This window comes from Candidatus Defluviilinea proxima, from assembly GCA_016721115.1.
Lineage (GTDB): Bacteria > Chloroflexota > Anaerolineae > Anaerolineales > Villigracilaceae > Defluviilinea > Defluviilinea proxima.
The window spans coordinates 4,187,086-4,211,446 of sequence record JADKIW010000001.1 but is presented as its reverse complement, the minus strand read 5'-3'; the positions used below and the strand labels follow the sequence as shown (position 1 = coordinate 4,211,446).

General features: G+C 46.8%; 22 protein-coding genes and 2 pseudogenes. 4 read left to right on the top strand and 20 right to left on the bottom strand.

Annotated elements, in window-relative coordinates; all coding sequences use genetic code 11:
- Positions 1-32: 32 nt before the first annotated feature.
- Positions 33-791 (top strand): triose-phosphate isomerase, encoded by a 759-nt coding sequence (locus IPP66_19470; GenBank protein MBK9927454.1) that lies wholly within the window; start codon positions 33-35, stop codon positions 789-791.
- A 71-nt stretch (positions 792-862) separates the two neighbouring features.
- Positions 863-1,621 (top strand): hypothetical protein, encoded by a 759-nt coding sequence (locus IPP66_19465; protein MBK9927453.1) that lies wholly within the window; start codon positions 863-865, stop codon positions 1,619-1,621.
- A gap of 55 nt (positions 1,622-1,676) precedes the next feature.
- Here the strand turns inward: IPP66_19465 and IPP66_19460 are convergent, their stop codons facing one another.
- The 11 genes and pseudogenes from IPP66_19460 to IPP66_19410 all read right to left on the bottom strand — a co-directional run bounded on the left by IPP66_19460 (position 1,677) and on the right by IPP66_19410 (position 14,765).
- A complete protein-coding gene (locus IPP66_19460; GenBank protein MBK9927452.1) occupies positions 1,677-2,507 on the bottom strand; it encodes an NAD(P)-binding domain-containing protein in 831 nt (276 codons plus the stop codon).
- Positions 2,508-2,575: 68 nt separating this feature from the next.
- Positions 2,576-4,118: pseudogene (locus IPP66_19455) on the bottom strand (FGGY-family carbohydrate kinase).
- Positions 4,119-4,126: 8 nt separating this feature from the next.
- The gene (locus IPP66_19450; protein ID MBK9927451.1) at positions 4,127-4,792 is read right to left on the bottom strand and encodes a hypothetical protein; all 666 of its coding nucleotides are present in this window, start codon (positions 4,790-4,792) and stop codon (positions 4,127-4,129) included.
- Positions 4,789-6,225: an ABC transporter permease gene (locus IPP66_19445; GenBank protein ID MBK9927450.1), complete on the bottom strand. Its 1,437-nt coding sequence runs from the start codon at positions 6,223-6,225 to the stop codon at positions 4,789-4,791. Before IPP66_19445 ends, IPP66_19450 begins: the two co-directional genes overlap by 4 nt.
- 166 nt (positions 6,226-6,391) lie before the next feature.
- Positions 6,392-7,465 carry an ABC transporter permease gene (locus IPP66_19440; protein MBK9927449.1) on the bottom strand — a complete coding sequence of 358 codons (1,074 nt, stop codon included), beginning with the start codon at positions 7,463-7,465 and terminating at the stop codon, positions 6,392-6,394.
- 285 nt (positions 7,466-7,750) lie between these two features.
- On the bottom strand, positions 7,751-8,884 hold the full coding sequence (locus IPP66_19435) for a hypothetical protein (protein MBK9927448.1): 1,134 nt from the start codon (positions 8,882-8,884) through the stop codon (positions 7,751-7,753).
- A gap of 363 nt (positions 8,885-9,247) precedes the next feature.
- Positions 9,248-10,108, bottom strand: a complete 861-nt coding sequence (locus IPP66_19430) for an alpha/beta hydrolase (protein MBK9927447.1) — start codon at positions 10,106-10,108, stop codon at positions 9,248-9,250.
- A gap of 307 nt (positions 10,109-10,415) precedes the next feature.
- Positions 10,416-11,864 (bottom strand): DNA integrity scanning protein DisA nucleotide-binding domain protein, encoded by a 1,449-nt coding sequence (locus IPP66_19425; GenBank protein ID MBK9927446.1) that lies wholly within the window; start codon positions 11,862-11,864, stop codon positions 10,416-10,418.
- Between the two features lie 302 nt (positions 11,865-12,166).
- Positions 12,167-12,637 carry a DUF3601 domain-containing protein gene (locus tag IPP66_19420; GenBank protein ID MBK9927445.1) on the bottom strand — a complete coding sequence of 157 codons (471 nt, stop codon included), beginning with the start codon at positions 12,635-12,637 and terminating at the stop codon, positions 12,167-12,169.
- A 14-nt stretch (positions 12,638-12,651) separates the two neighbouring features.
- Positions 12,652-13,041: a DUF1801 domain-containing protein gene (locus tag IPP66_19415; protein ID MBK9927444.1), complete on the bottom strand. Its 390-nt coding sequence runs from the start codon at positions 13,039-13,041 to the stop codon at positions 12,652-12,654.
- A gap of 11 nt (positions 13,042-13,052) precedes the next feature.
- Complete coding sequence (locus tag IPP66_19410; protein MBK9927443.1) at positions 13,053-14,765, bottom strand: hypothetical protein; 1,713 nt, start codon at positions 14,763-14,765, stop codon at positions 13,053-13,055.
- A 124-nt stretch (positions 14,766-14,889) separates the two neighbouring features.
- Between IPP66_19410 and IPP66_19405 the strand changes: the two genes are divergently transcribed.
- Entirely contained in the window at positions 14,890-15,249 is a 360-nt protein-coding gene (locus IPP66_19405; protein MBK9927442.1) for a hypothetical protein, read from the top strand.
- A 13-nt stretch (positions 15,250-15,262) separates the two neighbouring features.
- On the opposite strand, the gene IPP66_19400 is transcribed toward IPP66_19405, so the two are convergent.
- From IPP66_19400 to IPP66_19375, 6 genes are all read right to left on the bottom strand, one after another.
- A complete protein-coding gene (locus IPP66_19400; protein ID MBK9927441.1) occupies positions 15,263-16,405 on the bottom strand; it encodes a DUF2961 domain-containing protein in 1,143 nt (380 codons plus the stop codon).
- Positions 16,406-16,440: 35 nt separating this feature from the next.
- Positions 16,441-16,860: a GNAT family acetyltransferase gene (locus IPP66_19395; protein ID MBK9927440.1), complete on the bottom strand. Its 420-nt coding sequence runs from the start codon at positions 16,858-16,860 to the stop codon at positions 16,441-16,443.
- A gap of 43 nt (positions 16,861-16,903) precedes the next feature.
- On the bottom strand, positions 16,904-18,268 hold the full coding sequence (locus tag IPP66_19390) for a hypothetical protein (GenBank protein MBK9927439.1): 1,365 nt from the start codon (positions 18,266-18,268) through the stop codon (positions 16,904-16,906).
- A gap of 3 nt (positions 18,269-18,271) precedes the next feature.
- On the bottom strand, positions 18,272-19,381 hold the full coding sequence (locus IPP66_19385) for a carbohydrate ABC transporter permease (GenBank protein ID MBK9927438.1): 1,110 nt from the start codon (positions 19,379-19,381) through the stop codon (positions 18,272-18,274).
- Entirely contained in the window at positions 19,368-20,321 is a 954-nt protein-coding gene (locus IPP66_19380; GenBank protein MBK9927437.1) for a sugar ABC transporter permease, read from the bottom strand. The genes IPP66_19385 and IPP66_19380 overlap by 14 nt, the downstream gene beginning before the upstream one ends.
- Positions 20,322-20,523: 202 nt before the next feature.
- Positions 20,524-21,081, bottom strand: a complete 558-nt coding sequence (locus tag IPP66_19375; GenBank protein ID MBK9927436.1) for an MOSC domain-containing protein — start codon at positions 21,079-21,081, stop codon at positions 20,524-20,526.
- A gap of 181 nt (positions 21,082-21,262) precedes the next feature.
- On the opposite strand from IPP66_19375, the gene IPP66_19370 reads away from it, so the two are divergent.
- Complete coding sequence (locus tag IPP66_19370; GenBank protein ID MBK9927435.1) at positions 21,263-22,438, top strand: ABC transporter ATP-binding protein; 1,176 nt, start codon at positions 21,263-21,265, stop codon at positions 22,436-22,438.
- 36 nt (positions 22,439-22,474) lie between these two features.
- Here IPP66_19370 and IPP66_19365 read toward each other — a convergent pair.
- From IPP66_19365 to IPP66_19355, 3 genes and pseudogenes are all read right to left on the bottom strand, one after another.
- Positions 22,475-22,932, bottom strand: a pseudogene (locus IPP66_19365) (GNAT family N-acetyltransferase).
- Positions 22,933-23,027: 95 nt separating this feature from the next.
- Positions 23,028-23,762 (bottom strand): SDR family oxidoreductase, encoded by a 735-nt coding sequence (locus IPP66_19360; protein ID MBK9927434.1) that lies wholly within the window; start codon positions 23,760-23,762, stop codon positions 23,028-23,030.
- A 163-nt stretch (positions 23,763-23,925) separates the two neighbouring features.
- Positions 23,926-24,336, bottom strand: a complete 411-nt coding sequence (locus IPP66_19355; GenBank protein ID MBK9927433.1) for a hypothetical protein — start codon at positions 24,334-24,336, stop codon at positions 23,926-23,928.
- Between the last annotated feature and the right edge of the window lie 25 nt (positions 24,337-24,361).

Sequence of the window (24,361 nt, the reverse complement as noted above, 5' to 3'; positions counted from 1 at the left end):
TGTGTAGAAGAAATTTTGAAGAGGTTACTCAAATGAGAAAAAACATTGTTGCTGGAAATTGGAAGATGAACAAGACCGTTGCTGAGGCACGCGAACTTGTCAAAGCTTTGAGCGCTCCGTTGGGCGCGATCGCGAACGTTGAGAAAGTGTTATGTCCGCCGTTCACATCGCTCTCTGCGCTTTCTGAAATGCTTGCGGGCTCCGATATTGGGGTCGGTGCGCAGGATATGCACTGGGAGGAGAAGGGCGCGTTCACCGGCGAGGTCGCCCCGAACATGGTGAAGGAGTTTTGTAACTACGTCATCATCGGTCACTCGGAGCGCCGCACCTATTTCGGTGAGACCGACGCGACTGTGAACAAGAAACTTCGTACCGCGCTCAAATTTGACTTAACGCCCATCGTCTGCGTCGGTGAGACGCTGGACGAATACGAGTCAAATCGGACCTCAGAAGTGGTCCGCCGCCAAATTGCTTTGGGCTTCGCTGATGTTGACCCTGCCATCGCTTCGCGCATTGTAGTTGCGTATGAACCCGTTTGGGCGATTGGAACCGGTAAAGCATCCAGCGCGGAGAATGCCAATAGTGTTCATGCCCAGGTCATTCGTCCAGCATTGACCGAGTTGTTCGGTGCAGATGTGGCGCAGGCGATCCGAATCCAATATGGTGGCTCGGTGACCGCGGCCAACGCGCCTGAATATTTCCAACAGCCCGATATTGATGGGGCATTGGTGGGCGGCGCAAGCCTGAAGGTTGATGATTTTGTCGCGATCACGAAAGCGGCGGTGAAGTAATAGACCGTTGACAAGAGACCGCAGACCGTAGATTTTCACTGGTCTGCGGTCTCTTGTTACAATTGGGGAACATGCTCTCCCAACTCACAGGTTTTATCTGGTTTGTGTTGATGTTAGTGCCGCTGATCTATCTTCAGCGGTTTTTGCATCGTGAGATACAGTCAGTGTTCCTGATCCTCACACGTGATGAGCGCTTGACTATTGGCATCTTTCAAGTCATCTTTTTACCGGGGGTGTTTCTGCATGAGGCTAGCCATTTTTTGATGGCGAAGATCTTGCGCGTGCCAACGGGGGGCTTTTCCGTGATTCCACGCGCTCTGCCGAACGGACGATTACAACTTGGCTATGTGGAAACTGCCAAATCCGATATTGTGCGCGATTCGTTGATTGGTGCCGCACCGTTGATCATCGGGACGTTGTTCGTGGCGTTCGTCTCGGTCTATAAACTGGAAATGCGCGTGCTGTGGGATACACTTCGTAATGGTCAACTCAATATGTTCTGGATGGGGCTTGGTTTTCTTCCGCAAGTGAAGGATTTTTACCTTTGGTTCTATCTGACCTTTGCGGTTAGTAGCACGATGATGCCTTCTGAATCAGACCGCCATGCGTGGTTGGAGTTGGTGATCTCGGTGGGCGTGCTATTTGCCATTGCTCTGCTGGTCGGTGCAGGCCCGTGGATGTTGGATACCGTGGCCCCAATCGTTAGCGGCTTTCTCAGCTCTGTAGCAGTGATCTTGGGCCTGAGTTCAGTAATTCATGTTTTGCTGGTGTTGCCCACGTTATTAATTCACAAATTACTTACACGTATCACAGGGATGGATGTAGTGTAGTGTTTTAACCTTTTCGTTAGAGTGAAACTGGTTTTGTATACTGGCCAATAGTTGATTAAGCCTCTCCCTGAAATTGTTTTCGAGTTACTTGTTTTCGGTTTTCATGCCTTTGCATCGTTGCGTGAAATACCTGCTCAAAAACATCAGGCATACTTTCTTTCAAAACATCCACTCCGCCTTCTGTGGCTCCTCCATGTGTTGCTACTCGACCGATCAGGGCTTGAAACCCTTCGCCTGTTTCTCGTAAGAGTTTTGCTGTCCCGTATAGACTTTCCAATAGCATTGCTTGAGCTTCCTCGTAGGTGAAATCTCCGTGCTTTATTCCAGCGCGAATATATTGATCACATAGGGCCGCCAATAGACCGGGCGCACAACTCGTAAAGTCTGCGCCTATTTCAAATTGGTTTTCCTCTATCACTTTTACAACGCCAAAACTGCTTAATAATCGATGTAAACGATCCTTGGCGTTGGCATCTACTAGATGGTTATGGCAAACCAAGGTCACTCCTTCTTGTACCTCTGCCAGAAGCGTGGGCATGATCTTGGTGACCGGCCCACGAATAAGTTCTTCAACACTCCCTATCTCCAACCCGCCAGAGATGATGACCAAGTGCATATCTGCGTTTGAACTAGTCTGGATTTCCATCAAAACAGATTTAACTTGATACGTTCCCACGCAGAGAAAGACAAGGTCACTATGTTTTGCTACTGTTTGGTTGTCATCCACAATCTCAATTGCTGGATACTGCGTTTGCAAAGCATCGAGTTTGCTTCGGGTTCGGGTTGAGACGATCAGCTGTGAAGGTTCCACTGTCCGCGTAGCTAAAAGGCTATTGAGCAACACACTGCCCATGTGACCATAGCCTATAAAACCAATCTTTTTCATGACGAGTCCTTAAAGTATGTATTAGCGAGCGTTTGTTGTACAAAGCCCGCTGTTTTGAAAGCAGAATTTCAAGCCGATGGATTGAAATTTGAAATGGAAGCCAGACGATCCAGATACAGTTGCAGAGAAGGAAATAGAGGGCGATAGACTTCTTCGAATAGACGATTGTAAAAAACATGTCGGGAGGCATCAGGCTCAATTGGCTGAGGCAGGATGCGGGTCATTTCTTGAGCCGCTTGACGGGCATCCGCAAAACACCCCACAGCAGTCGCCGCAAGAATCCCAGCGCCTAGCGCAGTGGCATCCTGAGTCACAGAGCGAAGAACAGGTTTGTTGGTGATGTCTGCGATGATCTGACACCACAGATCGCTTTGCGCTCCGCCTCCCATGGCAATATATCTCTGCACAGATTGTCCCAAAGCTTTTTCAACGCCGAGCGTTTCCAAATGCTGTTCGAAAGCTATCCCCTCCAGAATTGCTCGATAGAGATGCGGCAATTGATGAACACCGCGCCAGCCCACAATAATGCCGCTGGCCGCCGGGTCCCAATACGGACCAAGAACGCTGTTCCAATACGGGACCAACACCAATCCGTCGCTACCGGGCGGCACCACACTTGCGGCCTGATCGTAAAAATTCTGAAGTTGTGCAAGGTCTTGCCCTGGCTGGTTCGCCATCTTTTCCATGAACCATGAAAGGGTGTACCCGCCTCCCAGTAACACGGTTTCGAGCAGGTATGATCCGGGTACTCCACTGGTCATTGTGCGAAAGGCGGGGTCGAATACATATTGACCGCTATATGTTCCTGAGATGACCGAAGTGCCCAATGACAAATACGCATCGCCCGGCGATGTGATGTTGACGCCCAATCCGCTCGCTTGACCATCACCGATGCCCGCTACGACAGGCAAGCCTGCTGGCAAACCACAATCTTCAGCGGCGGATGAAGAGACGGTTCCCACAACCGATCCAGTTGGGTGCAAATCAGGAAGCTGGTCTACACTGACACCGATCTGACTCAACAAAGCCTCAGCCCAGCAGTTGTTTTGCATATCGAACATGCCGGTTGGGTCAGCGCATCCCCAGCCGGTGCGATACAGCCCTGTTAGTCTGTGAACTAAAAAGCTATGCACATCCAGATACTTGTAAGCTTGAGCGAAGATATCGGGCCAGTGTTCTTTGATCCATGCGATTTTGGCAATGGTCAAATTGACCGAGAGCCGCTTGCCAGGTGATGCGATGGAAACTCTCCTGACCGAAGGCTTGTTCCAGACTCGGCAAAAGTTCACGAGCCCGTTCATCCATCCAGAGAATGCCGTTGGTCAATGGCTGGCCTTGCTCATCCACAGGGACAAACGTCTCGCGTTGGTGTGCGATGCACAAAGCCTTTATTTGATCCCTGTCTACCTGGCCCACTGCCTGACGGATTGCTTGAAGCGTTGACGCCCACCATGATTCGGCCGACTGTTCATGCCAGCCAGCTTGAGGTGTGATGAGAGAAAGCGAACTATATCCTCTGGCAATGGCGTTTCCGTGGGTATCCCACACAACCGCTTTGCATGCCGTCGTACTAGAATCCACGCCTATAACGAGAGAAGGGGAGTTTGGCATTAAGCCACCTAATGGTTTGTGTCTTCGCCTAGAAATTCTTGAAGCGCCTGCACGATTTGACCCAATGCCGCTAGTGATGCTGAAATACTTTCAGGGATTTCCAAACCATGATTTGCGCCTTCAATGACAACGGTGCGTCCGTTCGTCACGGTTTCAAGATGTTTAAGGATTTCAGGCTTATAGAATTTATCGGCCGTCCCAGTAATGAACAGGGAGCGTGGATGGACTTGCTCTATGCGTTCCCGCAACCATTCAAGGGTCAGTAATGGCGTTGACCATACGCAAGTCGCGTTTTGAAAACGACTGTCGGTCAAAAGATTCGCCAATGCTATTGTGCCAATAGATTTGCCAACCAGAGTGATGCGATCATAGGACCGCTGTGAAAGCGCGGCGTTGCAAACTGCAAAAACATCGCCAGCGATCCACTTGTTCTGTTCGCTGGCGGGTTGTTCCATGAAATCTGTTTGATAGTAGACGTATTCCACCCGTAGCAGATCGGCTCCTTGTTCAAGCAAAATTCGGCCCGCGTAATGCATATCCGCCATATCTACAGAGTGACGATAGCCGGGCAGGATAATACCCAAATGCTGTGCTGGAGTTGGTTGTGTAATGAAGGTGTTGGGGACCTTTTGGTTTTTGAAACCAAAGGCGTCTATGGTATTAGTGTTCATCATTTCATTTCCTTAAAATGTTCATAAGATTTGGCTGCAAGCTCATGGTTACCTGTCTGAGTTAGTGCATCTCCCAGTATCTTCCATACACGTTTGTGTTCTGAAAAATGACGTGCAATTTCAATCATGTCTCGAACAACTTCGTTCGCTTGTCTGTCATGCGCAATCAAGAAAGAGTATACATCCAAAGCCTTTTCAAGGTCGCGTTCTGTCAAAGCATCGTGCGCTACTCGAAGCAAACGCTCATATGAATTGGCTGTATGTTCATGATTACCTGACTTTGTCAACGCATCGCTCAATATCTTCCATGTGTTAGCATCACTTGCAAAAAGGCGCACAACTTGAACCAGGTCAAGGATAACCATATCTAATTGTCTTTCATGTGCGGTTAAATAAGAATAGGCATTTAAAGCCTTTTCAAGATCGCCCTTTACAAGGGCATCATGTGCTACTTGAAGTACTGGGTCCGATTCGGGTGGTCTATTTAAGGCGACCTTTGTGGATACTAGTGGTTTACGAGAGCCTACATCGGTCGATGGAGAGTTTAACTTATTTTGGAGAGGTTGTTTCGAAGTAAATGGGGGAATAGGCTCTTTGATAGTCTTTTTCAGTTTAAACACGTTGAATAACTTGTTGTCTGACACAGATGCTTCCGGGTCAAGAGCGTCGATGAGACCATCCCCAAGCATGTTCCAGGCAATGCCAAAAATCATGATGGCAAGTGTTGGAGGTAAATATACCCACCAGTAGGTAAGCATATTACCGCCCGGGCCTATAACCCAGTTCCTTCCTTGGGCAAGCATTTCTCCCCAAATCGACTCGCCGCCCATATTTATGAATGTAAAAGTAGCTTGTAAAAGCACGATACCGCCTACATCCCGCGCAGCCAAAACCAACACAGGAGTAAAAGAATTAGGGATAAGGTGTTTACGGATTATCCAAAATGAACTACCGCCGATCATACGGGCTGCCATAATAAATTGAGTCTGCATGAGTAGCATTACATTTGAATACACAAGGCGTGCAAAAGGCATCCACGAAAGGATGATCAACGTGAACATCAAAGGATTGATATGTTCCAATAGCCAACGGATGGGTGTCATTGGACCGACAATATATATCTGCCAGCCTGTGGTTGCTGAATTTAAATACATTCCCCCCAAGGAGGTAATTGTTGTAGCTAGTAACTGTTGTAGAAGAACCAGAAATGCTATGGCAGGGACAGCAAGAAACGTGTCTGCGATGTTCATCATCAGACTGCCCCATCGCCCGCCTATGAAAGCTGCTACTGCTCCATATAAGGTGCCCAGAATAGATGCACTGATCGCGATGATCAAGCCAAATTTCAAAGCGTCACGAGCGCCCCATACAAGCGGATGAAGCACATCGACATCTTTCGGCAAAGTGCCCAATGGAGCTTTTTCATTTGGCGGCATGGGCGGCCGATTTTGACAAGCCCCTCGGTGATATGCGGAAATGCTCCTGGGTCCTTTGGATTTTCCGGTGAGATGATTGGCGCAGCAATGGCTGTTATGAAATAGCCGAGCAACAATATAACAGCCAGCCAGTTTTGCCAATGTGAAAAAAAACGGTGCAGGTATCTCATGAATGTATTACACCTTCCCGCACACGAGGGTCAAAAAGTGCCTGGAGAACATCCAAAAGAAATGTTAATAGCAACACCATAATAACGCTATAAACCGTAAACCCGAGTGCGGCAGGTGCATCAGGGATGTTGTTCATGGCCGAAACTATGATGTGAGAGACCCCATTAAAGTTGAAGATGATCTCGACAACAAAAGCCCCCGTCAGAATGGAGGTGGCTGAAAGCGCTAATGTGACAAGCGAAGGGGGAAGTATGTTTGGGTAAACATGCTTCCATATAACACCTTGGTCAGATAGCCCTCGTGCGTATGCTGCATTAACATATCCTTTATTGCGCTCACTCATTACATTGGCGCGTGTCACACGCCCCAATGTGGCCCAGTAATACAGACTCAATGTGAATACCGGCATGACCAAATGTTTCAATACATCGATAAAGATGTCCACCCGTCCGTTCAATAAACTGTCGATCGTTAGCATGCCTGTATACGAGGCAAAACCCTCTCTTAACAGCTCCGGCGCGAGAGATGTGCTTATTCTGCCGGGGGCGAACCAGCCAAGATTGATGTAAAAAACCGATAACAGGACCAGTGACAGAATAATCGTTGGCATGGATGATGCGAATGAGGCCAATCCGCGAAATAGCTGGTCGAATCTACTTTGCCGTTTCCAGCCTGCCATTAAGCCGCTGATCGTTCCTAATGGGAAAATTACCAGCATTGACCACAATGTCAATTCCAATGTCACGGGTGTACGCTGTAAAAGAGCAGGCAACACTTCTTCCTTCATGGAAGGGCTATACCCCCACGTGCTATTCAATAGGGACTGTACCCAATAAAAATATTGCACAGGGAACGGATCACGAAGATGATGACGTTGGATGATCAGTTCTTTTATTTTTGCAATTCTTTCAGGTGTAGCGTAGGGACTAAAGTTTTTAGGCATGTACAAGTCCGCCCTTGCTTCCGGAGGTGTGAGCGTCACGCCTCCGTAGATCACCAAGGTAATTACAAAGAGCGAAATTGGGATAACCAGAAAACGACGCAGTACAAATTGAAAGAACGGCAGCATTTTATACTCCGTGGAAAGATGCCGATACCTAAGTGCAGTATAAACCCGAAATCATACATGCGCAGGATCAACAAAGGTGTTGACCCTGCGCATGTTGTATTTTGGAAACGATTGTCATTCAAAAAAGGAAGGTGTTGGGGACTTGGCGATTCTTGTAGCCAGTGGCATTCAGTGTGTTTAATTCCATTTCAAGAATTCCTTCTTTGGCTGTGTAATGATCGTAAGCGTCAAATGTCTGAATAGCTTGTGGCTTTGCGAATCAAAATCATTAGGTTGATCTAGATGTTAGATTCCATCGCTGTACTCACCGTACTCACAACCAGCGTTCTTAACTGAAATATGATCCATGAGCTTCCATTTATTTCCGCTTTTTTCATAGAGCTTGATTTCACCATAGCCAGTTCCGCCATTCCAGAGTCGATTGTGTAGCTTCTTACCATTTGGAGCCTCATAGTTCACCAGGAGCATTTCGTCTTTTGGACATTCTAAGAAGAAATCCATCTTGGAATTGCTGTTGACTGCTGATACAGTCCACTCATTTTTATCCTGCGTCTCTCTAAAATTAAAATTTATGCTTGATCCGGTCCAAAATTTAGAGAAGTTATATTCGTAGACCTTCCCTTCGTAGTTCAGGCACCCAAGAAGTTTTTTTCCTAGTGATAGCCCGTACACCTTAGGATTTCCACCTCCAAACTCTACGGCGGAATCTGTTAGAACTTTTCCCGAGATGAGACTAACCAGATTGCAACTACTAATCCACAGCCACGGAGAAGTAAAATCAGATCCCCAGTTCTTATCGGAGTAGCCAAAAGAGCGCTCAGGAAATACATCATAAACTTTACCATCAAGAATGACTTCACCGGAATACTCGGTCTTAATACCTTCTGCATGCCAGAACATTTCAAATGCGTTGAGGCTTCTTACGAAGGGTCCTGCTCCGTAGCCAACATTGAATGCGATTTTCTTGTCGATTGTGAGGTCCCACCTCATTGCCCCCCAGCCAGACATGTACTCCGGATGTATTTCTGCTTCTTCTTTGGAAAGTATGCATACACCTTTCATTACTTTCTCTGTTAGTACACAATCGCCGATCTTTACATTCAACTCATTTGGTTGATAGGTAAAATCTCGAATACTGTAGAAATTGTGGATCTGTTGGGCATTTTTCCCCCAGTATCCGACTTTGATCAATGCATAGGATGGTTGCACATTTTTCGCTTTGTTAGCTTCCAACTGCCCGAGTACTGGTTTATCGCCTCCCAAAGCAGGATTGCATACAAAATATTCGATAAAGAAGGTCTTGGGTTCGCCGTTATCCCTCGCATACCCGGTGAAGTTATGCCACCACCAGTCATAACCTTTTTTAGCCAAGGGCCCTTTCAACATAAAAACATTTCGACTCGTATCGCTTCTATTCATACTGCCTCCAAAAAGATCTTAAAACAATTATAGTACCGTCCGATTCCTGTAGCGACATTTATAAATCTAACGGTTTGCGTTACCCGCGCTGGGGCAGGGACGGCGGGATGCCGTCCGACTGGGAAAATGCTGAGGCGTAGAAAAAGGCTTGGAATCGCGCCACGCGAAGCGCCCCAGCGTCGGGTAGTATCATAAAAAGCGGATATGGCAGATCGATGTCGGGTAGGTCCAGCGAGACCGTCGTGCAGCAAGATCGCCATGTCCATTTCATCAGGAGCCCGAACAGTTGCAAGGTCTCAAAGACCGAATACTAGCGTGGGCTCCACGCTTTGTTGGGCGTAAGGTTGTTCATTACTGAAATCTTCAATCTTTTGTCAAGATCTGAATAATCTCTTGCCAATGTGTCAACAAAACAAAATGACCTTCATCTGCAAAAATAGTGGACTTACAGTGGGGTATCTCTTGAGTCATGTATCGTGCCCATGCAGAGGGAATATTGACGTCTGCTTCGCCTTGCCATAAATATACATCTGTTTTGATGTCTCGCAGACAAAATCCCCAATCCTTCATCAGAATTTCTGTGTCCTGTGTATAACCCTGGCTATTAACCCGAATATTCTCCTTCCATACATCAATCATCATGTTGTACATATCAGGATTCGATAGGATTTCCCTGTCAACAGGCGAAGATTGTTTCATCGCCAGATTAATGAATGCCTCTGGACGGCGACGAGAACTACGCCAATAGGCTTTGAAGAGCAATACCAATAATGCTGGTGCATAATGGGCCAGCAAATAGTTGATGCGGAGCGGTGTCGGCATTTTCTTGCTTATTTCAGGCACAGTCATGGGTGGGGCACTATCCACTAACCCTATCTTTATTACTCGGTGCGGGATTTTGTAAGCACAGGCAGCCGCATAAGGTCCACCTCCTGAAAAACCCACAACAGCGAAATATTCAATACCTAATGCTTCAGCAAGTTCAACAATATCTTGCGCCCAGTCCAATAGTTTTCTATGAGGCTGATAATCGGATAGCCCATAGCCAGGACGATCAACGGTAATTAAGCGAACACCAAGCGATAAAAGAATAGAGTTGTCAGGATGGCGAAACAAACGGTTTCCGGGTTGCCCATGAAATAGAAAAACAGGACGTCCTTTCACATCTCCAAATTCAGCGAAACCTAATTTGCGTCTATCTGATAGTGTAATAGTTTGATTCAATCTGGTTGTCATATTATTCGAAAACGCCCAACGGATTGCGTTACCTGCGCTGGGGCGGGGACGGTGAAGCCGTCCAGCCAGAAAAAGGCTAATGCGTGTGAAACTGCTTGGGATGTGCGCAGAATCCCCAGCGTCGGGTAGTATCTTTAAGAAGGACATGGCAGATCGATGTCGGGTAGGTCCGTGGAGACCGTCGTGCAGCAGGATCGCCTATCGTCAGGAGGGCCTCTCTACGGCAGTTGAAAGGTCTCAAAGACCGAATACTAGCGTGGGCTGCACGCTGTGTTAGGCGGCGTTAATTGTATTATTAAATCAGATCAATCATTCCATCCTCTGATATTACAACGATTAAGCAAGCATGTTTTTGTGTTTTAACGTATTCACTGTATCGAATTGCAGAATTATACCTGGCTCCACGAGCTGGATTTCCTCTCTCAGTAGCAATTCCATCGAGTATGACACCAACGGCATGACATATTGCCTTTGTATCTAATAACAGAGCACCATCTATTGATGATAATGGTAGCGTTAAGTCTGGGGGAAGAATTTTGGCTTGTATTGGCGTTGACTGATTTCTTAGCCTTTCTGCCTCCTCCTTCGCACGATCTGAAATAACTATCATAGTTCCATGTTTTTGTTTTGATGCTTTGTCTACGATACTCCATAGACATTCTAAATCGCTACTGTTTATATTGGAAAAAATTGTTTTTGCACTCTCAAAGAACAAATCTGTGCTTATCGGTTTCTCTATCAACCGTGGCTTCCCATACTTTACTATCATCAGCTCATTTTTTGCATGGCACAATTTCCAAATGTGATGTCCTGTGAATTCTATGTGGAAAAGATTTTCTTTGCTCTCGTCATAGGATTGCATATCAGCAAATCCCATACCATAGATTTTGTTTGAATCGCACAGAAGCTGAATTTCACTAGATGTAATTTCTAACAATTTCCTGACACCTCGATAGTTAGCCAAGGAAACTGGATTTCTGAGAGTAACTGCAACGTCAATACTTGGATGATTGCGTGGACTGATGATTATTTTTCCACTTCCTTCTGCACCTTCATAACGCATTGATGAGATAATATTAAGCGTGTGAAACAAACTTTCAGAAGAACGGTGTCCTGTAACTTTTCCTGGTGTCTCCATTAGCCAGTAGCCAGCTTGGCGTAACAACTCTTCTCCATTATCCCGTAGATGAGGATTTCTAACAGGAGATGCGCATTCACGAAGAAAACAATCTATTACTTCATATATCAACGAGGTCTCGACAGGGAAAGGTCGAATTGAATTTCTTTTTAAGGAGTAATGTGAAAGTAGTGCTTCTTTCGAAAGATACAATACTATACTCATAGAATGATTTTTCTGGAAATCAGGGAAAATTGTAAAACCTCTATATCCCGATGTATTACTTTTCTTATCTATAATTCTTTGAACTGCTTGCTTTATTTTTACCCTCTCTTGCCATAACACCCCCTGAATATCTGGCGCGAGACTATCGAAATAGTATTCAGGTATCCCAGTGACTGTACTTTTTATCTTTTTAAACCATGCAGGTTCGCATTCAATCTTTTCTGTTCTCGCAACCAATGTTTCTGATTGAGCGTCAAATGGTATTGCTATTATCGAAATTTGTGGATCTAAACTTGAGTCAAGAATATCAAATAACGCTCTAGCAGAATACTGAATAGAGCTAGGCAATTTAAGTAAAGTCTCATTGAAAATGTAATGGTTTAAGTCCAACATTTCCTCCATATATTGAGCCACCTAACGGCTTGCGTTACCCGCGCTGGGGCGGGGACGGCAAAGCCGTCCAACTGGAAAAATGCTCAGGTGTTTTTACCTCGATATAAATTCCCATTGTCCAGTTTTATTGTTTCTTGTCCCTTGCATAGTTGTAGGATTCGAATTGGCGATTTTTTGTGTATATCTATATTGCAGAATTTCTGTTTACTATACGCCTGCCTTGTTCTTTTGACAATAGCCGTGAAGGTGATTAGCTAAACCATTCACACGGTGTGTTATTTATAAGCCCGTGATTCCGTTTCAGAGTCCGTTTACCACTTCGATTTCAACATTGCTCGAATGGACAATAACGCTCCCAGCCCAAAGAAGACCATCCCGAACCAACCTACAATAACAACGATCTTATTTTGTTCGTTGCTGAAGAATACGATCCAAACCCCAGCCGCTACGAATAGCAGGCAGATGGCCAGGTTCCCAAGTTCTTCCAGTATTCTATTCTTTTTCTTTGCAGGTGATGGCGTAGGCTTGGCCACTCGTTTTGATGCATCGTGGATTTGGAAGTATTCGTGGAACGCGTCGATGATGTTCACGTTAGCTTCTTCGTGCAGATAGAGCGATCTCTCTTTGAAGACAATGGTATGCCCGCCTTGATAGGGAGAAAAATTCCTGCTTGCGTAGGTAAATTTCTCACCAACATTGAATGAGTTATTGTAGTAATCCTGGAAAGGCTTTGTCACAATGTATACAACGCCTTCCTCGAGTGTGTAGATGGTCAGGTCCATGATGGGGTGAAGAATTATTTTTTCTTCCCTTTCTCTTTTGCTTTCGCTCGTTCCAAATTTTCCTTCACGCGGAACTTTGTGATCTTTCGGATCAATTCGTAGGGAATCGGTTGGTTGAGTGGAAATTGCACCGAGCCCTTTGCCCACTTATAGGCAGATATTTCCTTTTTGAATTTCTTGATCCCCGATGGCGTAGGATAAAACCCAATGTGAGATTCGAATCCCGCGAAGTGGACCAGATTCACCTTAAGCGTGAACGTGGGTATCCCATAGGTGATCGTCTCCTCCGCATCAGGCGCCTCATTTCGGACCGTTGTCCTGATCCTGTTTAAAATGTCCTGTACTTCCTTTGGAAAATCTGCGATGTATTCGTCAATTGTTTTTGAAGGTTTTTTGTTAGCCATTAAGATCTCCCTTATGGATTAATCAGTTCAGTAGGGTATTTATATTTATCTATGCTGAAATTGCCGTTCGCCTCTAGTCTGGTTAAGAAATCTTTTCTAAACCAGCTAACAAGAGCTTTATCTATTGAGACATCATCTCGTATAATTTTGGCATATGTGTACAGTTCTAAAAAAGCAGAATCATCGTACAATCTTTTAAGAGGTATGCTGTTTGCCCATGACATCTGCAACTCGGTTGCGCTGTATTCCCAATCTTGAGTAGATACTATTTTAAGTGTAACCATATCGGGTTTCAATTGATAGAATGTGACTTTTTCAAAAGCGGCATGATTCTTCATCCCTAATCTATTGCCACCATTGTGTGCCATAAGGAGATTATTAAGCCCCATCAAATCAACGATTTCTCCCGGGTAAGCATATTTCACCCCTCCGACAGTGATCATGCCAATGCTTGGTAATTTGGGTAATATGCTGAAGGTTTCTTTCGCAAATTCCCCGACTTCCCTACCTGCCTGTGCGATTCCGAATTCCCCCGGCATGTTAGATGTCGCGATAAACGATTTCCATGTGTTAATTTGATAAAGAATAAAACTTGATACAAGTAACAATCCTATGCTAGGAGCAACAGCGATTCGTTGTCGCCGCAGTGAGTCCGCGTCATATTTCAAGTGACTATAATGCGGCAGAATGGAACTTGTAAAGTAGATTAAGCACAGAATTAGTATCGGGTAGACACCTTGATAGAAACGGAATGAACCGAAGTGGTCGCCGCCTGTGGTGAATGGAATTGCAAGTCCTGTACTGGCGATGACAGGCAAGAAATGCAACCTGTTGGCAGTGAGTTTTCCCTTTGTTAATGTATAGATCGAGTACGCACCTGTCATAATAGTGGCTAGAATACAAATGCAAACAACTGGGCTTGAGATAAGATATTCGGTGAAGTATAGCCACCCTTGTAACAGGTTATAAGATAACGAAGGTGAAACCTTTGCATAATACGTATTAGGGAGAGGATATCCGAAATAAAGCTGTCGAAAAATAGTCAGGCTGATAATAGTCAATGTAACAATGATAAATACTGATATAGTTCTTTTTAACGCCTTGCTTATCCCGTATACTGCGATTCTTTGCGTTAGAAGAATCAGAGTGAATACCGTCACCCACAGGAATGCCTCAGGTCTTGTTAACAGCAACAAGATCAGAAGGGGCGTTATCATCCAATTGTCTGCATTCTTAATAACATAGATAGCGGTGACAAGTAAAAGCGTGCCCCAAACCGCATTTTCCATTAATGTGATCGTATTCCATATTATGTATGTGGGTGATGTGAAAAGAAGGATCAGGAAAGTTAGTGACCATAGTTGCCTTGAGTATTGATTATCGTTTGAGTTTAAGAGAGTGGTCTGGATAAATGACAGGCACATGGTGACACCTAGTGTAATGGCAAGAAGATTGACGGTGAGCAGTGTCGCCTCGGGCCGAGTGGATAATTTGAACACCACCACGCATATTAACGTCCATAGAAGCGATGAAAAACCTTCTACTTTTTCACTGCCAATGTTGAACACAAAACCGTATCCGCTTGAGACATTTTTTGCGTAGACAAAAAATATATTGGCGTCATCTATACCTGTTAATGGGTAGCCAAATATCTTCCACATTATCCAGGTTGCAAGACAAAGGAGCGAAAGAACTAAGAGATATTTTATAACAAAATTTTTCATAAACTCTTCATTCTGCCTAGTGAATTGAAACATTAATTAGCATATTATGTCATGATATTAAAGTATTTTTGTAATATGTTCTGTTGTACGAAGAAATACCAACGACGGGATCGTCAATACAGGATTGAATACGTTGTTCGTCACGTGGACTGAACCGTCGACCAAAAAAGATTATTTTGCACATGGACTTGTCCCAACACGCCCACGACCGAAATGCACGACCGAAATAGTTGGACCGTCACCCAAGCGGCAGGTGCCGCCTGATGCTGGCCGCCGCTTAAATACAGGCTTGGAGCCTGCCCCTACAGACGCAAAGCGACAAGCCTCTGCAACCATTCTTTCGCACGTTCACATTGACGCTCGAAGTAATTCCCTACATCCGTATCATCCCACGCATTGGGAAAGTTATCCTCTGGATGATGCGGTTTACCAATGCCGTATGGTATTCCAACTGATTAATACTGGGAAGATAGCTCTCATGTGAAACTCTTGTTTTGTTAAGGCCACCCAGCTTGAATATCGAGAAGCCCGGTGGTTCGATGACGTACCGGCGCAAGGGCGGGCAGTGTGTTTATAGGTTTATCAAGGTAGAAATAGGCGCAACTTGACCAATCGTCCTGTCTCTCAAACAACCCGTACCATTGATCCGCAACAGCTTTATCAAGGTCAACAGGCAGACCATTGATTCCAATAAGTTTTCTTTTGGCATCTCTAAGTTGTCTCGAATTTTCGGGTCCCCATCCTCCGATCTGTTGCATCACGACTCGGATATCACGATGGAAATAGACGGGGTCTGGAATGTGATAGCGATAGAATGCATATTGGAAGTTTTCCTCATCTGCTATGTGACTGCCCTGATAAAGATGTGAGTATTGTCCTTGGCCCCAGCCAGTCCCGATATAGTCTTCGGTCCCTGTGCCGCAAAGTGTGGGATATTCCTGATCTCCATCCAGAAATATTTTGCATTCGCCTTCTCCCCACCATGTTTTGAAATACGTTTGTGTATCTGGGATAACGCCGATATTCGCGCCGAGAAATCGTCCTCTGCCCGTGATCTGCGGAAGAAATTCATAATCCTGTTTTATTGTAGTGGTCTGCTCCCGCTTCCAATGCGCATGAAAATACATGACATCAGGACCATGATGATCGCCTACTGTATAGTCTATGTCATAAAACATGGCTTGCAGGTCTGTATCGCTTTCGTTTGTGACAACGATCTTCATGCCGGTGCGAAAGGGCATGGGGACAAAACAATTGAAACTTCTGCCTTCTGGGTTGGAGAACAGAGCCGATTCAAATGTTACGCAACGACCTAATCCCTGCCCGAAGAAATCTCCTAGTGGTGCACTGACTGCAGGCTGATCTTCCCCATCCCAAAAGATGTCGATGCGTATTCCGCGTACCATAACGGGTCTGCGATCGCTGATGGTCATCCAAATGCGACGGATGGTTCCACTGGTATGTTCGGCATGAGCAAGAATTCTTTGTTCCCCTGCTTTGATGGAGATACTGGGCGATCCTTTTCGCCCTTTGTTGGATTGCCCTCCGAAACCTTTCTTGCCGTCCATGTTCTCAGGGCTTGCCCAGCGCGTTTCCAGATGTTCAGGCACAACAAAAAGAGGTTCGCTCCCGTAGTTCATGTCGATGCTCCGCGTTCAGTTTTTAAAATTTACTCCTAGTTATCATACTCCAGACGCTTCCCCATGCCAATGACGTGATCTAGGTTGTATCCAATAGATTTATAGAATTCAACAACAACAAGGTTGGTTTCTCTCACTTGCAAATTTATTTTTGCACAACCCATCGCGCGGAGTTTGGTTTCCAGTGTTTCCATCATTTGCCGCCCATATCCCTTGCGTTGATGCGCTGGCGATACCGCCAGATAATTGACCCAGCCGCGATGTCCTTCGTATCCGCCCATGATGGTTGCTACGATCTTGTCATCTACTACGCCAACGAGGAACAATTCAGGGTTGACCTTCAACTTTCGCTGAATGTCCTTCTTCGGATCATTTGATGGGACGAGGAGATTGCATTCTCTCCAAAGGGAGATGACTTGTTCTTGGTCTTGGATTTCAAACGGTCTGATTTGCATAGTGTTTAATTCTCTTGCCAACTCAAGCATATAACCCTGTTTTTCATGCAACCCAAAAGTTGAACGCGAATAACATGGCCAACAACCCCATCATCAGCAGGCTGGTGACGGTCCACGCACGGTCGAAGACCGGGTTTCTACCCCAACGAGCAAGTGTGATGAACATTGCCGGGGCGGCTAATAAATAACGGTGTATCCCTGGAGGGCCGGAAACCCACGCGATCAGGAACGTAGCCAGACTGAACCAAGCCACTTCCGGGTCTGTTTTCAAACAGCGCAGGATCGCGACGAACCCTACCACCATGCAGAAAAACTCAATGAAGTAATCGGCGCTGAACGTTGTGGGCACAATGATATTTGCCTGCCCTAGTGCGTGTGAATGAGTGAAGCCGGCGATCATGTTGTAAAAAGTAGCCACCCAGTAGGTAAAGCCTTTTGATATTTCAAGGGGGGCACGCCCGAAGAAAATCGCCTCAACATAGTCAAAAGAAGCGCCATAATACGAAAATTTCCAGATCAGGTAAACGATCAAAGGCGTAAATGCCAACAACGCATTCCAGATAGGGCGCCAGAGCAGGCGGTTGAAATAAAGTTGATCCCATTCTAGGTCGAGCTCATACCACTCTTTGGTGCGGATCCAATTGATTACCATTGGGATGATCAACATTACACCTACTGCGCGAGTCACTGTGGCAGTAGCGGCAAGCAGAGCGGCAATCACCAGATGTTTGCGCTTCAGCATCGCGAGACAGCCAAACGCCAACCCCGCAAACAGTCCCTCTGTGTAGACTTGCACAAAAAAGAAACTGGTCGGGAAGATCAACAAGTAGAACACTGCGCGCATGCCTCCCTCTTCGCCGAGCGCTTCATGGGTCAAGTCATACAGCGACAGCATAGCTACTAATGTGCCCAGCGCTGAGATAATGACCCCGGCTAGCGTAGCTGTAGCAATTGGGTTGAGATTCAACAGGCTGAGTGGGATGGCGAACAGACGTATCAATAGTGGATAAAACGGAAAGAAGGCATAACTGAGGCGTATGGGTTCTTCGTTTCCTCGATCTTTTGTGTCCGTACAAGGTACAACTGTGTTTTGTATGGATTTGTACGTGACCGATAGACAAGGGTCGTCGTATCCGCCAATGGAGATTCCGATGTAAGGCTCCGAGTCCCAAGACACCTGGTTGTTCATGAACGGTTCCAGCAAATAAGGGCGGCCATCCTGATATTTGGCGGGATCTTTATCATCCCGCAGTGGTAATTGAAAAAAGTCAGGCCATTGCGGTTGCACGCGAGCCGATGCAAGCGCCTGGAAGCCGATCACGATCAATCCCCAAGCCAGCCAGAGAAACACAATGTTCCTTGTACTCTTGGATACTACTGCGGAGTACGATGCTGTTATTTTGTTCATGGGTTATTTCTCTGTCCCGACAACAACCATGTCCTGCATAAAGAACCGTTGGAATGCCAGCAAGACGATCACAGGCACGATCAACAGGAGCAAGGCTCCGGCTTGTGTGGCGGGCTCAGGATTGATGCCGGGAATGGGCGCGCCATTTTGCAGGCGAGACGCGAGTAGCCAAAGGTTCGCGTGACTTGTCAAATACAGACTGGAAAGGCGAAACTCATTCCACATGTAAAAGAAATGCAACATTGCCACTGTTGTCACTACTGGTATGCTTTGTGGCAGGATGATCTTTATCAAGATTTGGATTGGTCCAGCGCCGTCCAGCATCGCCGCCTCGTCAAGGTCGCGCGGAATGCTCAGGAAGTTCTGGCGCAACAGGAAGACGAAGATGGCACTGCTGAAAAAATGCGGCGCGATCAATGGCAACCATTGCCAGGGGAAATGAGATGCATCACGAGGCAACCAGATGTTCAAGAGTTTGATATAGAATATATAGGTTGGGAGAATCGTGATACTGTCGGGAATCAGGATCGTAGCGATCAACAGAAACAATAACCACTTGCCTCCCGGAATGCGGAAGCGTGAGAAGCCATAGGCGACCGCGATCGAAGTAACCAGCACGCCGATCTCGCTGATCCCGATCACGATCAACGAATTCAATATTCCCTGTGGCAGGTTGGCTGGTTTCCAATCCTCAAAAGCCTTGAAAGTAAGGCTAAAGACGTACACCTTTTTTAGCGTGCGCCAGTCTCCATCCCAACGGATCGGACCCCGGTTCGGGTTTTGCGGATCGATGAATTCCGCATAAGTGGTTTGCTGACTGTTGATCATTGCCCATTGTTTTATGCCATCTGGGGTGGGCACCTCCATCAGCGCATAATCCCCATCCTGATAGTGATATCGCGGATTAATGGCCGGATACAATGGAGCCCCCAACCCGTCTGAAACTTGCTCTGGCTCCTTGACGGAGGTAACGGCCATATAACCCAGCGGTAATAAATAGGCAGTCATTAGGATAAAGAAGACGAGGTTTAAAATGGCTGCCCCGGTAAAACGCCACAGGCGTAGAGTCAAGACTGGCTCACCCAGATTCTGCTTGCGCTTAAAAAGATTCATGTCTGCTCTCTTCTGGGAAATATACCCATCGGCGGGCTGACCGAAATAGGATGATCGTGATGGTCATTGTGACGCTAAACATCACCCAGGCCAGCGCTGATGCATAGCCCACATAGAAGTACGAAAACATGGTCTGATCAATATACCCATCCATGGGGGAGAGGCTTTGGGAAAAAACATAGCCGCGGTCGAGAAGCAGTGAACCGCCAAAAGCGCTCGTCAGGCTGATCACCACGCTGAAGAATATTGCTGGAGAAATCATCGGAATTGTGATGTTGAGAAAACGCATCAATGGACCGGCGCCATCCACGCGCGCCGCCTCATATAGATCTTTGGGGACATGTAGCATGGCTCCATACATGATCAAGAAATTGGGACCGATGCTCCAGAGCGCCATGATCGTTGTCAGGGCGGGGATGCCCCCAACACCCTCAACCGGTGGGGGCAATCCCATCGGTATCAGAAACAAACGGTTGAGCCAACCTGAGTCCGGGTTGATAAACCCTGCCCAAATGAAAGCAATAGCCGCGGCGGGGATAATGCTTGGAATGAAGATCACCAAACGCCAAAGTGCTTTTAAACGCATACGCTGACTTGACAGAATGGTCGCCAGAGCTAGCGCCACCAGTACCTCAAGTGGCACCGTTGTCATAAAGTATCCCAACGACCCAACAAGGCTGGACCAGGCATCGAGGTCGGTGGCAAATCGGATATAGTTTTGCAGCCCGACAAAGGTTGCTTTGTCAGGGCTTATCATCTTGAAGTCGGTAAATGAATACCCAAACGTAAACAAGATGGGTAACAGCTTGAGCAGGACAAAGCCTAAAAGCCATGGGGATAGAAATAAAAGGCCGATGATATTTTCCCGTCGACGTAAGGCGGCATGCGGGTGAGCTTCTTTTTGTTTCGATGTGGTCGTGTGCGATATGAGTTCAGGCATTTCGTCTGTCTCCGAGTAAATGAATTAACTTTCGACCCAGCCACATCATGAAGAGAACTTATTGTGGAAAGTGTGGATATATAGTCCGCCCGCTGTGTAATATCCACACTGGACTTAGTCTTCGATACCCATGGAGATAACACCATCGGCTCTAGTTTCGTTGCATCCATTATGAAATTTTAGTTTAAGTGAATGATTTGTCTTAACTTTTTGTAGCCACATCTCCAACCCGAATCATCCCTGCCTCAACTACCCGCGCATAGATTCCTCGTAAATGCAGGCGTTTGCCTTCTTTTGAATTGACAAACTTCGTCGCATCTGTGCCATAGCGTTCGGCGAATTTCTTGCACCCCGTGTGTGGCTCAGGGGTGACTTCAAGTACAGCTGTCCCTATGGTGAGACGTGTCCCAGCGGGGAGGTTCTCATCACTGAGTTCCATGTCAATGTAAAGTTGGTCTCCTGCCAAGGCCCAGCGGTCTTTGCTTTGGGCAAGCAGGGTAACGGCGCGTGCATTCATCAGTGTGATCTGTGCATCCACCTTCGCCGACCCGTCTGCTGTATGCGGATTGCCGCGTACCTTCCAGTTGTCGCCGACCAGACCAATCTCGGTATTCAGTTCAGCCTCTGTGATCTCTTCCCTTGAGTCAACTTCAGGGCGTCGCACGATCATCTGCAGAGCGCCGTTGTCTTTTGGTGATTGGCGAATATGCTCCAAGCCCGCTTCAAGTTCTTCCAGAGATAAATGACGAATTTCTGACATGTTTAACCTCACTGCTAAAATTTTGTATTCAACTTTTTTTCAAGACCTTGTATATATTCCAGCTTATGAGCCAAGTATAGCATTTCTTTCGATTGGCCCAAACGGGTTATCTTTTTTTTAATGGTTGTTATGTCTTACTCGTTTTGTCTTTTGCGAGTGATAGAATCTTTGCGAGGAACGTATGGCAGAAATACAACTTCACAACGTCAGCTTTAGTTATGCGGCCCCGCCGAGTAACCCGGTAAATAGACTTTTTGAGATACGCAAACAACGCAATCTTGAAGATATGCCTGACGAGGCATCCCGTCGGGTGGTCGCGTTGAACGATGTCAATCTCACAATACCTCACGGACAAACCTTCGCTATTGTGGGCCCCTCGGGTTGTGGGAAGAGTACATTATTGCGCGTGTTGGCGGGCATTGAAAAAGAATATAAGGGGCAGGTCTTATATAACGGCGTAGATGTGAAAGACGTTGCACCGGGTGATCGTTACATTGGTATGGTGTTTCAAAATTATGCGTTGTATCCGAACTTCACCAACAATGGCAATCTCTCGTTCTTTTTCAAAATGCATGAGATCAAAGATGAAGAAACCCGTCAACGCATTGAATACACTTCACAGCTCATGGGCATCGGCTTCAATGATCTTCTCCCGCGCAAACCCGGCACGCTCTCCGGCGGAGAGAAACAACGTGTAGCGATTGCGCGCGCCATTGTCCGTGCGCCGAAATTATTTCTGTTCGATGAGCCGCTTTCCAATCTTGATGCCAAGCTCCGTGTACAAACCCGCATCGAGATCAAACGTCTTCTGCATCGATTTGAAATTACGAGCGTGTATGTCACACACGATCAAGTGGAAGCCATTGCGCTCGCCGATCAAATTGTTGTCATGCACTCTGGGGGAATTCAACAAGTGGGAACATATCAGGAATTGACGGAGAATCCTGTCAATTTATTTGTTGCGGGATTTTTGGGATTGCCGCCCATGGATCTACTTTCTGGCGGCTCTATTTCTGGTGGACGGTTGATTCTAGGCGATTATTCTTTTCCACTCTCCGAGCGGATATTCCCACTTGTCCAAAACGGACAGCAAGTGACGCTTGGATTGAGGTGTGAGACAATTAAGATCTCAGCGGAGAGTCAGCCTGATGGCGGAATCCAGCTTCGAGCGGAGATAGAGGCGATTGAACCTGATCTGGTGCATCATGTTCAGATCGTTTACGTCCGCATGGGGCAATTCACGTATTCGGGCCTTTGTCCAATGGATGTGAAATTGCATATCGGGCAATTGATCCACGTTACGATTGACTCTGAACGGTTGTATTTCTTCGATACGATTTCGGGCGAGCGTTTGTGATTTTAGATATCGTTGCGAATACAAGCTGCAATACCGTTACATAATTTTCTTTTCGAAGAACACACTCAATGGATCGTTGGTATATTCGCCAAATGGTGGACAACTCCGATACCCCATGCGTTCATAAAGATTGATTGCTTCTTTTTGATAAATACCTGTTTCGAGACGAAGCATGGGAATGTTCTTCTCCAGTGCATGGACCTCGAGATGTTCGAGCATTAGTTTGGCGAGTCCCAGCCCGCGAAATCGTGGGCGAACATACATACGTTTGAGCTCGCCATAATCCTTACCATAAAATTGCACGCCGCCACATCCCACCGGGATATTGTGACGGCGTGTGACAAAAACGAAACACCTTGTTTGATGAGCTTGTCGACGCTGTATCCGTGACGGCTTGTTTGCGGGTAGAGCGGTTCGAGATGTGCTTCAAGCTCTTCGATCAGGATGACGGCATCAGGCGTATCAGGGCGCTCAGGGGTAATGATGATTGTCATATTTGTGCTCAATTCATCTTGAGATTTCAATGGCACAAATTATCATCCTTCAAAATTATTTGTCCATTACCCGTATGGAGTAGATGGGTGAGGCGTTAGGTTAGTGCCTCATGCATCGTGCGCATTTGGATCTCAATGATGCGTGAACCCGACGATTGTGTGCAAGCCAACAAAATGGCGCTGGCCACATCTTCAGGCTCCAGCATGCCAGATTGTGCAACGCCTTGTTCGGTACGTCCTTTGCCAAGCGCGAACTCGGTTTTGACTCCGCCTGGGCAGATGGCACCGACTTTGATTCCATGTGGGCGAAGTTCCTTATCGAGCGCTTGGGCGAACCCGACCTGTGCAAACTTTGTCATGCAGTAGACGGCCTCTCCGGGAAAGCCATAGATCCCAGCCATCGAAGAGACCATTAGGATCGTCCCTGATTTTTGCGCGATCATCACCGGTGTGGCATATCGTGTGAATAAGAATGTCGAGCGGACATTGGAGTCCACCATTTCGTCGTAATCTTCTGCGCTGGTATCCACGAGATTCTTATAGTTCCCAACGCCGACGTTGTTGATGAGAATATCCAGTGAGCCAAACGTTTTCTTTGCCGCTTCAACGGCCGCGATGGCTGTTTGCTCTTCTTTTGCATCGCCGATCACGCTGATAGCTTTGCCGCCCGCTTTGGCTACCAGTGACTCTAATTCTGTGAGCCGTTCCTGTCTGCGTGCGGTGACAACCATGTTTGCGCCTTCACTTGCAAGTGCCAAGGCGCTTGCCCAGCCAATCCCTGCGCTTGCCCCTGTGATCAATGCCGTCTTGCCTGTTAACTTTCCGCTCATGGTGAACTCCTTTTGTGATATTTCGCGCTGAGCGGAGGGTTGAGTAGGGCGATAGCCCGTATCGAGACCCGCAGACGAAGCGCAGGTTTTCATGAAGCCCTGCGTCTCGTCTGCGGGGATGCAAAAGAACGCATCCCCTCCGCTCGACGCGATAGTGTTACGTTTATTTTACTGCCTTCCACCTCGTGAGCAACATCTTTACCTTTACACGGACGCGGCTATCTGCATCACCCAAGGCCCAGGCAGAGCGGGTGGATCGTTTAGTCTCTTCATCCAAGCCGATGAAGTTTTCCCATTCGTCGTGGATCCATTCTTCGATCTCGTTGGCAGTATCCCATGAATAATACAACGGGAAGAATTCTTCGCTTTCCCGTTTGAACCATCCATTGCTTTCGGCCTCTGCCACTGCTTTGTTGGCGGCCGCATCGTCTGCGAGCCCTATGGGGAAGTCTTGCACTCGTCCCGTTTCGCGGACTTCACGAGCCGATGCTACCTCGACATGCCAATTGTCCAGCATAGGACGCAGGTCAATTAGGACGCCATCAGGGACAAGGACTCTGTGGATTTCATTCAAGGCATGGACCATGCCTTCATGTTGA